Raw genomic sequence first — 12,882 nt, forward strand, 5'->3', positions numbered from 1 at the left:
AAACCGTCATGGTTTGAATTCATAGGTATTAAAAAATTATACATGCGATCAATTAACAATATTTTCGTCTCATGATTTTATAAAGACAGGCTATGATAAGATTAAAGTTATAAACAGCTAGTTAAAATCGAAAGGTGGGGTTTTACATGTTAGACTTTACCTGGAAAGTTTTTTCCAAAACAGGTAACATTGATACTTATCTACTCTTTAAAGAATTAGAAAAGACTAATCATGAAATACCAGGAATGCAAGAAGAGGAACTAGCAGAACTTGATTATCCCATCTCATAGCGCTGTCCTTATAGTAAGGGATGGTGAATGGTGATGCTGGAAAAGTGTGAAGGAATTGTTATTAGATCAATTGACTACGGTGAATCAAATAAAATTGTTACTCTCTTTACAAGAGAATGGGGAAAGGTTGGGGTTATGGCAAGAGGTGCAAAAAAGCCAAACAGCAGACTTTCTGCTGTAACCCAACCTTTTGTCTATGGCTATTTTCTCGTTCAGCGTAGTAGTGGATTAGGTCTTTTGCAGCAGGGCGATATTATTTCTAGCATGCGTGGATTAAAAGAGGATATTTTTCTTACCGCATATGCAAGCTACATAGTAGAGCTTACTGACAAATGTACAGATGAAAAAAAGCCAAATCCTTTTCATTTCGAATTATTATTTCAAACTTTGAATTATATGAATGAAGAATTTGACCCGGAAATTCTAGTGAACATTTATGAATTAAAAATGTTAAACGGTTTGGGATTATATCCAACATTAGATCGTTGTGTTTTTTGTGGAGCAACAGAAGGCCATTTTTCTTTTTCCATACGAGAAGGAGGATTGGTCTGTCATCAATGCTTGGAAAAAGATCCATATCATTATAAAATTTCTCAGGCTACTGTGAAGCTTCTCCGGATTTTTTATTTTATGGATATATCACGACTAGGAAGTATTTCAGTAAAAGATACGACAAAGAAAGAACTTAGTATGATTATTGATGCTTATTATGAAGAATATTCAGGGTTATATTTGAAATCTAAAAAATTTATCCAATCCATGAAAAAATTGGGAGATGCTTTTACATAAGAACTAAATTTTGATTCCAATTGGTTGCAAGGTTGACAATCAAAAAAAATTTCGCTATTATTCATGTAAATAAGAGTGTTGCGTTGAAAAGAAAGTAGTACTTATTTCTCCTCATGAAAAGCGAGCTTGGGATAGTGAAAGCCAAGTGCATGAGTATTAAGGAAGGCGTTCTTGGAGCAACTGCGTATGAAAGTGGCTGTATGTATACAGCAAATAGGGTGGAACCGCGGGTTAACTCTCGTCCCTATGTCAAAAATTTGGCATAGAGACGAGAGTTTTTTTGTGTTTCTAAATTTAAAAGGTCTCGGCTAAAGTTTCTATGCTAAATAATGATTTATCAATTTCGGAGGTGTATTTAAGCAATGAATATTCAAAACATGATTTTAACATTGCAGAAACATTGGTCAGATTATGGTTGTATTTTGATGCAGGCATATGATGTGGAAAAAGGTGCAGGAACAATGAGTCCTTACACTTTTTTAAGAGCGATAGGTCCTGAGCCTTGGAATGTGGCTTATGTAGAGCCATCGAGAAGACCTGCTGATGGAAGATATGGTGAAAATCCCAATCGCCTATATCAGCATCATCAATTTCAAGTTATCATGAAGCCATCGCCAGATAATATTCAAGAACTATACTTAGATTCTTTAAAGGCACTAGGCATTAATCCACTTGAGCATGATATCCGTTTTGTAGAGGATAACTGGGAGAATCCTTCTCTAGGCTGTGCTGGTCTCGGATGGGAAGTATGGCTTGATGGCATGGAAATCACACAATTTACTTATTTTCAACAAGTTGGCGGTATTGAATGTAAGCCAGTATCTGTTGAGATAACATACGGGATTGAACGATTGGCATCATACATTCAGGATAAAGAGAATGTTTTTGATTTAGAGTGGACAGATGGGTTTACAATCAAAGATATTTTTTATCAACCAGAATTTGAACATAGTAAATACACATTTGAAACATCTGATACAGAAATGCTATTTAATTTATTTTCCATTTATGAAAAAGAAGCACATAGACAAATGGACGAGGGTCTAGTACATCCTGCTTATGATTATGTATTAAAATGCTCTCATGTTTTCAATCTATTGGATGCTAAAGGGGCTATTTCTGTTACGGAAAGAACGGGATATATTGGAAGATGTAGAAATTTAGCACGTAAGATTGCCAAAACATTCTACGAAGAAAGAGAAAAATTAGGATTCCCAATTTTAAAAAGCAAGGAGGGAGAAAGTCATGAATAAAAGAGACTTGTTATTGGAAATTGGTTTAGAAGAAATGCCCGCTCGCTTCATCCCTGCTAGCATAGAGGCATTGAAGGGAAAAATGGAGTCATGGCTTAGTGAAAAGCAATTAGGCTATACTTCTGTTTATGCATTTTCTTCTCCTCGTAGATTGGCACTAGTTGTTGCTGGTTTAGATGAATCACAGCAAGATAGGGAAGAAGAAGCAAAAGGTCCTGCCAAACGAATTGCGCAAAGTGATAACGGAGAATGGTCTAAGGCAGCTGCTGGTTTTACTAGAGGACAAGGTTTAACAGTAGAAGATATATATTTTAAAGAAATAAATGGTGTAGAGTACGCTCACGTTAAAAAGTTCATAAAAGGACAACAAACGAGTATGTTATTGCCTGAATTAAAAGAATTGATTTTAAGCTTAACTTTTCCAAAAAATATGCGTTGGGCAAATAATGACTTACGTTACATACGCCCAATAAAATGGCTAATCGCATTATTCGGCGAGGAAGTAATACCTTTTTCTATCGCCAATGTAGAAACTTCCAATAAATCTCTCGGTCATCGCTTCCTTGGTGGAGAAATTGTTTTCAACAATCCATCTGATTATGAGAAAAAAATGTTAGCTCAGTATGTAATGGTTAATGCTGACGAACGTAAAGAGGCTATTGTTTCTCAAATTAAAAAATTAGAGGAAGAAAATAATTGGGTGATTCCAATCGATGCAGATTTATTAGATGAAGTAACCAATTTAGTTGAATATCCAACTACATTATTTGGTACTTTTGAAGAGTCGTTTTTAGAATTGCCTACAGAGGTATTAATCACTAGTATGAAGGAACACCAACGCTATTTCCCAGTGAAATCAAAGGAAGGAAAGCTGTTGCCATACTTTGTCACTGTTCGTAACGGTGATCATCAACATTTAGAAAAAGTTGCAAAAGGAAATGAGAAAGTTCTTAGAGCAAGACTTGCTGATGCAGCATTCTTCTATAAAGAAGATCAAAAACTAGTAATTGATGATCTTCTTAAAAAGTTGGAAACGATTGTTTATCACGAGGAAATCGGCACTTTAGCAGAAAAAGTTGCTCGAGTGCGAGCAATTGCCGCTTCCTTATCTGAAAAGCTAAATTTAACAAAAGAAGAACAACAGGATGTTGATAGAGCAGCACAAATTGCAAAGTTTGACCTTGTTACCAATATGGTTTATGAATTCCCAGAACTGCAAGGATTAATGGGAGAACGGTATGCTTTGCAAAAGGGAGAGAAAAAAGTAGTAGCTGCTGCTATAAACGAACATTATATGCCGCGCCATGCGGAGGATGAAACAGCTAAGAGTAATGTAGGGGCAGTCCTGGCACTTGCTGAAAAACTAGATACGATTGTCTCATTCTTTAGTATTGGCATGGTTCCGACAGGATCACAAGACCCTTACGCTTTAAGAAGACAGGCAACAGGAATTGTGCAGACGCTCATTGATAAAAACTGGAGTATATCCATTGAGAGCTTAGTCGATCTCACCATAAATGCAATGTCACATTCTTTAAAAGTAGCTGGTGAAGAACTAGTTGATTCCGTTCTTTCATTCTTTAAATTGCGTGTGAAGCATATTTTACAAGAAAAAGGCATTCGTTATGATATGATTGATGCCATATTAGCAGAAAAAATTGGTGGAGCAGCAAGTGTGTTAAGAAAAGCAAGCGTTCTTGAGCTTCGCAAGGGAGCTGCCGATTTTAAAGAAGGAATTGAAGCCCTAAGCAGAATCATCAATATTTCTAATAAGGTAACAACAATTTCCCCGGTTGATCCAAGTTTATTTGAAAACGAATATGAACATGAACTTTATAATCGTTTTCAAGATGTAATGGAAAAAATAAATTCAGAGGTAAATGAAGAAGAATATTTTAATTTATTATTCTCCTTAAAAGATGCTATTTCAGCATACTTTGATCATACTATGGTTATGGCTGATGAAGAAAAAGTGAAAGAAAATCGATTAAATCTGATGGTGGAAATAGCTTCCTATATTAAAGGATTTGCAAGTGTAAACGAAATAATTGTAAAGTAAGAATTAAATTGTTTTAAAAAGAGCTAGGCAGGGCCACCCCTACCTAGTTTCGTTTTGTAAGAATTTAATGGCGTGATAAGGAAAAGAACGAGCAAATGTTTTAAATATTATAGATAAAATAGATAACTTTGGATTCTTTTTCTTTTGATTCCGCCTATTTCGTATATAATAGTTAGTAGATATCGTTACCTAAATGAAGGTGGTGAATAGGAGATCGAACTGAACAAACGGCAAGAAAGAATAATTGAAATAGTAAAAGAGAGTGGCCCAATTACAGGTGAGCATATTGCAGATAAATTAAACTTGACAAGGGCAACCCTTCGACCTGATTTAGCGATATTGACAATGGCGGGCTTTTTAGATGCCAGACCTCGAGTAGGATACTTCTATACGGGAAAAAACTCGGAAAGACAAGTAATCGATAATATACGCAATATATTAGTGAAGGATTATTATTCACATCCAGTTGTGGTTCATGAAAATTCCTCTGTATATGATGCAATCGTAATTATGTTTACAGAAGATGTTGGAACCATTTTTGTCGTTGATGAGAACTCCACATTAACAGGAGTTGTTTCTCGTAAAGATCTATTGCGAGCAAGTATTGGTAAACAAGAGTTAAATTCGTTGCCAGTTGCGATTATTATGACAAGGATGCCGAATGTCACGTATTGTTTTGAAGAGGAAATATTAGTAGATGTTGGCTGTAAATTAATGAATCGAGAAATTGATGCACTCCCAGTTGTAGAAAAAACGGAGAATGGTCTTCTTGTAATAGGAAGAGTTTCGAAAACTAATATTACTAGAGCGTTTGTAGACTTGTCTAATAATCGTGATGGAATTGTGGAGGAACAAAATGACTGAAAGACAAATTATATATGTTGTATCTGATTCGGTTGGTGAAACAGCTGAACTTGTAACAAAAGCAGCAATCAGCCAATTTTCCGGCCACAATGTTAATGTGCTTATAAAAAGATTTCCTTTTGTAGAGGATAAATCAAACATTCATGAAGTAGTAATGCAAGCAAAAGAAGAGCATGGAATGATTGCCTATACACTTGTTAAACCAGAAATCCGTAATTATATGAGTGAGCTAGCTCGGCAAGAAGGAGTATATGCATGCGATATAATTGGACCAATTATTGATCAGTTTCAAGTGTTATGGGGAAAGACTCCACTTTATGAACCAGGACTTGTTCGGAAATTAGATGAAGACTATTTTAAAAAAGTGGAGGCAATAGAATTTGCTGTGAAATATGATGATGGCAGGGATCCGAGAGGTTTAGAGAAGGCTGATATCATATTAATTGGTGTTTCGAGGACTTCTAAAACACCACTTTCCCAATTTTTAGCCCATAAAAGAGTCAAAGTAGCAAATGTACCGATTGTGCCAGAGGTAGACCCGCCAAAAGAGTTATTTGAAGTACCGGCGAGTAAATGTTTTGGTTTAAAAATAAGTCCGACAAAATTAAACAATATTAGAAAAGAGCGCCTTATTTCTCTTGGATTAAGTGACAAAGCGAGTTATGCGCAAATTGAAAGAATAAAAGAAGAGCTAACTTATTTTGAGGACATTGTGAATCGACTTGGCTGTCCAGTTATTGATGTTACAAATAAAGCAGTGGAAGAAACAGCAAATATTATTCACAGTTTGTATTATAGATCTAAGTATAGCGCAGACAGATAACTGCTTGATATTAGTGAGATTAATTGGTAAAAGCTTGATTCTCATAGTGGAGAATCAAGTTTTTAATTATGAAAAACTTGTGTTTCAATAATTTTCAAGTGAACTATTTCTCGTCCTATTTAAATGGCCGTTTCTAAAAATGGTTGTGTTCATAAAATAAATTAGCAAAGATAATTTCTATTTAATAAAATTAATTTAATGACCTATCTTAATTTATTTTTTGTATGTATTTTGGTTCTAGTATGGCATAAAAGGAATAATTATAGATAAAAAAAGATGGAATTTCAAGTGAATTTATACTATAATAAAAAATTGTGATAAAAAAGTATCATGTTTTAGGTTTAGACTTGGCTTTTTACGAATAAACTATTTATTGTGAGAAGTCAAGGAAAGGGATAAAAAAATTTTCGACATTACTTCTTTCGTGAAAAAATTATTTAGGAAGAAGGAATATGTGGAGTGATGTAGAATTAATAGTACATTAGGGAAACATATGGTATATGTTGATGCTGATTCCTGTCCTGTAAAAGAAGATATTGTCGAAATAGCTTCTTATTATCATTATGAATTGCTATTCGTTGCATCCTATGCACATATGATGAAAGAAAATGACGAACAAAAGTGGAAGTATGTGGATAGCGATAAAGAAGCTGTAGATTTATTTATTATGAATGCTACCAAAAAACAGGATATTGTCGTCACTCAAGATATTGGCCTTGCCTCTACGTTATTGTTAAAGCAAGTTACTGTCCTCTCCCCTAGGGGCGTAATATTTGAGGAGAAAACTATAAATACTGCACTTGATATGCGATATTTATCTGCTAAGGCAAGACGAAAAGGGGTATATGGGAAAGGGCCCAAACCTTATACAGAAGAGGATTGCCAAAAATTCAGAAGAAATTTTATAAGGATTTTGTCGAAAGTTGAAGGAGAATCGATTGGTTACGTCGAATAATTCTTTAAAGTAGGCAATAAGTAGGGAGATGTGTAGATAATGGTGGCGCGCATTCCTGAAGATAAACTCAATGAAATCAAACAGGCTACTGACATTGTTGAAATCATTGGAGAACATGTATCCCTTACAAGACAAGGGCGCAATTTTATCGGTCTTTGTCCTTTTCACGGCGAAAAAACACCTTCTTTTACTGTATCGCCAGATAAACAGATATTCCATTGCTTCGGCTGTCATGCAGGTGGAAATGTATTTACTTTCCTTATGGACTTAGAAGGCTCTTCTTTTGTAGAAGTTGCATCAAGTTTAGCTGACCGTGCGAATATTGAATTAGGTATCGAAGTGTCTGAGCTGGAAAGAAAACCAGCCATTCCAGAAAATTTACAGCAAATGATTGATGCACATGATTTATTATCTAAATTCTACCATCATTTGCTCGTAAACACAAAGGATGGTCAGCATGCATTAGAATATTTGTCTAATAGGGGCTTTACTTTACCTATCATTGAAAAGTTCCAAATAGGCTATACACTTAATTCCTGGGATTTAGCTGTGAAGTTTTTAGGGAAACGTAAATTTGATGTTTCGCTATTAGAAAAAGCTGGTTTGATTGTAAAAAGTGAAAGGGATGAGAAATATTTTGATCGTTTTCGCGATCGAATAATATTCCCTATCTATGATCGAAATGGTAACACAATTGCGTTTTCTGGACGTGCTTTAGGGGATAATAATCCCAAATACCTTAACAGTCCAGAAACTCCAATTTTTAATAAAAGCAATACACTTTACAATTTTCATAAAGCAAGGCCTATAATACGAAAGCTTCAACATACCGTTCTTTTCGAAGGATTTGCAGATGTTATAGCTGCAACAAGAGCGGGAGTTGAAAACAGTGTTGCGACAATGGGGACCTCCTTAACGGAGGAGCATATCACAATTCTAAAAAGAAACGCACGAAATGTAACGATTTGTTATGATTCTGATTCAGCTGGGATAGAAGCAGCCTTTCGTGCAGGACAGCTTCTTACAAAGGCTAATTGTGTTGTAAAAGTAGTGATGTTACCAGATGGAATGGACCCAGATGATTATGTGAACAAATTTGGGGAAGATAAATTGCAACAGGAAATACTTCATGGAAGCATACCTTTCATGGGATTTAAAATGCTTTACTATCGAAGAGGGAAAAATCTTCAAAATGAAGGAGATAAACTCGCTTATATAGAAGAAGTAATAGGAGAAATTGCTAAACTGGAGAAGGCGGTAGAAAAAGACCTTTATTTACGACAGGTAGCAGATGAGTTTTCTCTCTCTTTAGAGGCATTAAAGCAGCAAGAGATGCAGATGGAACAATCAGTTCCAAATGAAAATGCTGTTGAAAAAAGTGTAGTTCCTGTCAAACAATACACGGTTAAAAAACGGGCAACTGGATTATTACCAGCATATCATACTGCGGAAAAAAGACTGCTTGCACATATGTTTAAAAGTGAGGATATTGCCTACAAAGTGCAAGACTCTTTACAGGGAAAAGCATTTAATATTGATGAACACCAAGCGATCTTTACTTATCTTCTTGCTTATTATGAAAAGGGTTTTGGTAACGATACAAGTTCATTTATGAATTTTATTGACGATCCAGACTTACAACGGATCGTAGCTGAAATCGAAATGATGGAAGTGAATGAAGAGGTAAGTGAAGTAGAAATTAGTGATTATATGAAACAAATCATTAATTATGAGAAATTGCTTGAAATAAAGGAAAAGAAGCAAATGCTGAAAGATGCAGAACGTCAAAATGACTATATAAAAGCTGCTCAAATTGGCATGGAAGTCCTTTTATTAGAAAAAACGTTAAAATAGTATATTATTGTCTTGATTTTTTGGAAGGAGGGGGACATATGGCTGAGAAGTCTGCCCGTTCAAAAGAGATTGAAACGGAATTAACCCTTGATCAGGTAAAGGAACAATTAACAGAAGTAGGTAAAAAAACGGGTGTGCTCGCATATGATGATATTGCTGAGAAGTTATCCAGTTTTGAATTAGATTCTCACCAAATGGATGAGTTTTATGAATTTTTAGGTGATCAGGGAGTCGAATTAATCGGTGATGGTGAAGAAGAAGCACCGAATGTCCAAGAGCTTGCAAAAGGGGAGGAAGAATTCGATTTAAATGACCTAAGTGTTCCCCCAGGTGTAAAAATTAATGATCCAGTTCGTATGTATTTAAAAGAAATTGGAAGAGTAGATTTACTTTCAGCAGAAGAAGAAATTAATTTAGCAAAACGTATATTACAAGGCGATGAAGAAGCGAAACGCCGTCTTGCAGAAGCTAACTTGCGCTTAGTTGTAAGTATTGCTAAACGTTATGTTGGACGTGGAATGCAGTTCCTTGATTTAATCCAAGAAGGAAATATGGGTTTAATTAAAGCTGTTGAAAAGTTTGATTATGAAAAGGGATTTAAATTTAGTACGTACGCAACATGGTGGATTCGTCAAGCAATAACTCGTGCAATTGCGGACCAAGCGAGAACAATTCGTATACCTGTTCATATGGTTGAAACCATAAATAAATTAATTCGTGTGCAACGTCAATTACTACAGGATCTTGGCCGCGAACCAACTCCTGAAGAAATTGGAGAAGACATGGATTTATCACCAGACAAAGTAAGAGAAATTTTAAAAATAGCGCAAGAGCCTGTTTCTTTAGAAACACCGATTGGTGAAGAAGATGATTCTCACTTAGGCGATTTTATTGAGGACCAAGATGCTACTTCTCCTTCAGAGCATGCTGCCTATGAATTACTTAAAGAGCAATTAGAAGACGTATTAGATACATTAACAGATAGAGAAGAAAATGTTTTAAGATTGCGCTTTGGGCTTGACGATGGCCGTACACGTACACTTGAAGAAGTAGGAAAAGTATTTGGTGTAACACGTGAAAGAATTCGTCAAATTGAAGCAAAAGCTTTAAGAAAGTTAAGACATCCAAGCAGAAGCAAACGATTGAAAGATTTCTTAGAGTAAGTAGCTTACGGCTTAGTAATCTTCAATATGATTCCATAAAGAAATAGTTTACTTCCTGTATGAAGTGGCTATTTCTTTTTTTTCAGTTTTAGAAATGTTAATGCGCTTTTTTCACTTAGTTATTACTTAAATAAAAGGAAGTGATGCTAAAGATGCAAGACCAGAGAAAAATGATTATTGTAAAGGAAATAGCTTATTGGAAAGAAAATAAAATGCTTCCAGAACATTATTGTGATTATTTACTCACATTGTATACAGAAGGAAATGGTGTGGAAGAAAGTCAGGTAAAGAAAGAAGGCAAAAGCATCTTATTCATTTTTTCCCTTTTATACTTTTCTTTCATTCCAATAACTATATTTTTATTATATTTTACTGAATTGTCTTTCATTTTGCAAATGGCTATTTCACTAATTTTTCTGATTTTTTGTTTTGTCGGTATTTTTTTGTATAATAAAAATGAGTGGAATGTAGATATACCAGCCACTGTTGCAGCAATTATCATTCTTTTGTGTAGTGTAGTTTTTGGTTTGAAATTTTTTACTAATGAAATAATATTTTTATATATCATTTTATTCCTTAATTGCTTATTTTGGTATTTATGTGGAAAGAAATATAAATTATTATATTTTACGATTTCCGCATTTATTGGGACCTTTCTCCTGGTGATACTTCTTGTATCAAAGTATTTGCTTTAACTAGAATTTGAAATGTGGTGTTAGTAATGAATACAGATAAATTATCCAAACGATTAGAAACCGTTGCAAAATACATACCTAAAAATGCAAAATTTGCAGATATTGGATCTGATCATGCGTATTTGCCATGCTATATGGTGAAAAGAAATAATGTTCGTTTTGTCATTGCAGGAGAAGTGGTTGATGGTCCTTACCAATCTGCTGTTAAACAAGTAAAACAGGAAGGATTGTCTTCAAATATTTCTGTAAGAAAAGGAAATGGCTTAGAAGTAATCGAACCAAATGAAGTGGATTGTGTAACGATTGCTGGCATGGGTGGAACATTAATCGCAACAATTTTAGAGAACGGCAAGAATAAACTAAAAGATTCTGTTCAAAGACTGATCTTACAGCCTAATGTTAGTGCATCTTCCATTCGAGAGTGGCTATTGAAAAATGATTGGATTTTAATAGATGAAGAAATTTTGGAGGAAGATGGAAAAATATACGAGGTTTTGGTAGCTGAAAAAGGGGATTCCCGCCCATTGTATGAATTAAATAAAGAGAAAGCATTATTATTTGGACCATTTTTAATGAAAGAAAAAAATGCTGCCTTCGTTAAAAAATGGACACATGAGAAAAAAAATTGGCAGAGAATACTTACAAATTTGAAGTCTGCACCTGAATCAGAAGAAAATACGCAAAAAAGTAAAGAGCTAGAGAGGAAGATTAAATTAGTGGATGAGGTGATAACGAATGAAGACAATTAATGGTTATGAAATAATTTCATTGTTTGAACAATTCTCCCCTAAAGCATATGCAATGGAAGGCGATAAAATAGGGTTACAAGTAGGAGATCTAAGCAGACCTGTTAAGCGTGTTATGGTAGCATTGGATGTTCTTGATGAGGTAGTGGAGGAAGCAATTTCAAAAGGAGTGGATTTAATAATTGCTCATCATCCACCCATTTTTCGTTCTTTATCTAAAATAACGATGGATAATCCATCTGGAAGATTAATGCATAAATTAATTAGACATGATATTACAGTCTATGCTGCTCATACAAATCTTGATGTCGCAAAAGGTGGGGTAAATGACCTTTTAAGTGAGGCTTTAGGATTACAAGATGCTGAAGTATTAGTTCCAACCTATGAGGATAAATTAAAGAAATTAGCTGTTTATGTACCTAAAAATTATGCTGAACAGGTGAAAAAAGCTATAGGTGATGCAGGTGCTGGTACACTCGGAAATTATAGTCATTGTATTTTTTCGACGGACGGTATTGGTGAATTTCAACCGTTAGAAGGAGCAGACCCATACATTGGCAAGGTAAATAAATTAGAGCATGTAGAAGAAGCAAAAATAGAATCAGTTTACTTAGCTTCCAAAGAAAAGAATATAGTAAAAGCGATGATTAAAGCCCATCCCTATGAAGAGGTTGCTTATGATATCTATGATTTACAAATAGAAGGGGAGCAATTAGGCTTAGGTAGAATAGGTAAAGTGAATGAGATGACATTATTAGAATTTGCTAATCATGTCAAAGAAGTTCTTGAAGTTGACCGGGTACGCGTAGTCGGAAATTTAGATGCGAAGGTCAAAAAAGTGGCAGTCCTAGGCGGAGACGGTAATAAATATTATTCCCATGCTTTAAGGAAAGGCGCCGATGTTTATATTACAGGAGATATGTATTATCATATTGCTCATGATGCTGACGCTTTAGGATTAAATATTATTGATCCAGGACACAATGTAGAAAAAGTGATGAAGGCAGGAGTGGCAAAGGTTTTAACGGAAATGTGTAAAGACAAAGGCTATGAGGTGGAGATTTTTCCTTCCGTTATTCATACAGATCCGTTTACTTTTATATAAGGAAGATTTTAGAGATATAAAAGCAGGCAAACTTTAATGGAGTTTGTCTGCTTTCTTTGTTCAATTGGAAAATGAATGATTATGAATTTAAAATTTAATAACCGAAAAAGCTCACACACTTAGTCAAAGAAATATGTTGTGGGAAGAGTTGTGTTTATCTAGTAAATGAAAACCAAAAGCAGAAGCTTGGATGAGAAAAGTGGACATCATCAAGGGAATGAAAACCAAAAGCAGTAATTAAGAAGAGAAAAATGGCGTTCATCAACCAAAGGAATAATAGCAAAAA

At 34.7% G+C, this 12,882-nt stretch carries 12 protein-coding genes and 1 other annotated feature; all 12 genes read left to right on the top strand.

Going from position 1 to position 12,882, the window contains the following annotated elements; genetic code table 11:
* Positions 1-146 precede the first annotated feature (146 nt).
* The 12 genes from QQZ16_RS06530 (at position 147) to QQZ16_RS06585 (ending at position 12,596) form a co-directional block, all read left to right on the top strand.
* Positions 147-290, top strand: coding sequence for a YqzL family protein (locus QQZ16_RS06530; RefSeq protein WP_065429142.1), 144 nt, complete (start codon positions 147-149; stop codon positions 288-290).
* Between the two features lie 33 nt (positions 291-323).
* The gene (recO, locus tag QQZ16_RS06535) at positions 324-1,079 is read left to right on the top strand and encodes a DNA repair protein RecO (protein ID WP_235248001.1); all 756 of its coding nucleotides are present in this window, start codon (positions 324-326) and stop codon (positions 1,077-1,079) included.
* A 74-nt stretch (positions 1,080-1,153) separates the two neighbouring features.
* Positions 1,154-1,328: a binding site (T-box leader), on the top strand.
* 113 nt (positions 1,329-1,441) lie between these two features.
* Positions 1,442-2,332, top strand: a complete 891-nt coding sequence (gene glyQ, locus QQZ16_RS06540; protein WP_031536611.1) for a glycine--tRNA ligase subunit alpha — start codon at positions 1,442-1,444, stop codon at positions 2,330-2,332.
* Positions 2,325-4,391, top strand: coding sequence for a glycine--tRNA ligase subunit beta (glyS, locus tag QQZ16_RS06545; protein ID WP_235248003.1), 2,067 nt, complete (start codon positions 2,325-2,327; stop codon positions 4,389-4,391). The genes glyQ and glyS overlap by 8 nt, the downstream gene beginning before the upstream one ends.
* 213 nt (positions 4,392-4,604) lie before the next feature.
* On the top strand, positions 4,605-5,255 hold the full coding sequence (locus QQZ16_RS06550; protein ID WP_035416268.1) for a helix-turn-helix transcriptional regulator: 651 nt from the start codon (positions 4,605-4,607) through the stop codon (positions 5,253-5,255).
* Positions 5,248-6,078 (top strand): pyruvate, water dikinase regulatory protein, encoded by an 831-nt coding sequence (locus QQZ16_RS06555; protein ID WP_235248010.1) that lies wholly within the window; start codon positions 5,248-5,250, stop codon positions 6,076-6,078. The genes QQZ16_RS06550 and QQZ16_RS06555 overlap by 8 nt, the downstream gene beginning before the upstream one ends.
* 493 nt (positions 6,079-6,571) lie before the next feature.
* Positions 6,572-7,033, top strand: coding sequence for a YaiI/YqxD family protein (locus tag QQZ16_RS06560; protein WP_235248012.1), 462 nt, complete (start codon positions 6,572-6,574; stop codon positions 7,031-7,033).
* 39 nt (positions 7,034-7,072) lie between these two features.
* Positions 7,073-8,887 (top strand): DNA primase, encoded by a 1,815-nt coding sequence (gene dnaG, locus QQZ16_RS06565; protein WP_235248013.1) that lies wholly within the window; start codon positions 7,073-7,075, stop codon positions 8,885-8,887.
* A gap of 38 nt (positions 8,888-8,925) precedes the next feature.
* A complete protein-coding gene (gene rpoD / locus QQZ16_RS06570; RefSeq protein ID WP_016202990.1) occupies positions 8,926-10,050 on the top strand; it encodes an RNA polymerase sigma factor RpoD in 1,125 nt (374 codons plus the stop codon).
* Between the two features lie 170 nt (positions 10,051-10,220).
* Positions 10,221-10,745, top strand: a complete 525-nt coding sequence (locus QQZ16_RS06575) for a hypothetical protein (RefSeq protein ID WP_284561209.1) — start codon at positions 10,221-10,223, stop codon at positions 10,743-10,745.
* Positions 10,746-10,771: 26 nt separating this feature from the next.
* Positions 10,772-11,494 (top strand): tRNA (adenine(22)-N(1))-methyltransferase, encoded by a 723-nt coding sequence (locus QQZ16_RS06580; protein ID WP_235248017.1) that lies wholly within the window; start codon positions 10,772-10,774, stop codon positions 11,492-11,494.
* The gene (locus QQZ16_RS06585; protein ID WP_235248019.1) at positions 11,481-12,596 is read left to right on the top strand and encodes a Nif3-like dinuclear metal center hexameric protein; all 1,116 of its coding nucleotides are present in this window, start codon (positions 11,481-11,483) and stop codon (positions 12,594-12,596) included. Before QQZ16_RS06580 ends, QQZ16_RS06585 begins: the two co-directional genes overlap by 14 nt.
* The last annotated feature ends 286 nt before the right edge of the window (positions 12,597-12,882 follow it).

This window comes from Bacillus sp. T2.9-1, from assembly GCF_950097965.1.
In the GTDB taxonomy this organism is placed as follows: Bacteria; Bacillota; Bacilli; order Bacillales; family Cytobacillaceae; genus Niallia; species Niallia hominis.

Excerpts from the sequence above, each read along its gene's own strand:
- QQZ16_RS06555 (WP_235248010.1), top strand. The coding sequence starts at position 5,248 with ATGACTGAAAGACAAATTATATATGTTGTATCTGATTCGGTTGGTGAA.
- QQZ16_RS06580 (WP_235248017.1), top strand. The coding sequence starts at position 10,772 with ATGAATACAGATAAATTATCCAAACGATTAGAAACCGTTGCAAAATAC.
- QQZ16_RS06530 (WP_065429142.1), top strand. The coding sequence starts at position 147 with ATGTTAGACTTTACCTGGAAAGTTTTTTCCAAAACAGGTAACATTGAT.
- QQZ16_RS06585 (WP_235248019.1), top strand. The coding sequence starts at position 11,481 with ATGAAGACAATTAATGGTTATGAAATAATTTCATTGTTTGAACAATTC.
- dnaG (WP_235248013.1), top strand. The coding sequence starts at position 7,073 with ATGGTGGCGCGCATTCCTGAAGATAAACTCAATGAAATCAAACAGGCT.
- QQZ16_RS06575 (WP_284561209.1), top strand. The coding sequence starts at position 10,221 with ATGATTATTGTAAAGGAAATAGCTTATTGGAAAGAAAATAAAATGCTT.
- glyQ (WP_031536611.1), top strand. The coding sequence starts at position 1,442 with ATGAATATTCAAAACATGATTTTAACATTGCAGAAACATTGGTCAGAT.
- QQZ16_RS06560 (WP_235248012.1), top strand. The coding sequence starts at position 6,572 with ATGGTATATGTTGATGCTGATTCCTGTCCTGTAAAAGAAGATATTGTC.
- rpoD (WP_016202990.1), top strand. The coding sequence starts at position 8,926 with ATGGCTGAGAAGTCTGCCCGTTCAAAAGAGATTGAAACGGAATTAACC.
- glyS (WP_235248003.1), top strand. The coding sequence starts at position 2,325 with ATGAATAAAAGAGACTTGTTATTGGAAATTGGTTTAGAAGAAATGCCC.
- recO (WP_235248001.1), top strand. The coding sequence starts at position 324 with ATGCTGGAAAAGTGTGAAGGAATTGTTATTAGATCAATTGACTACGGT.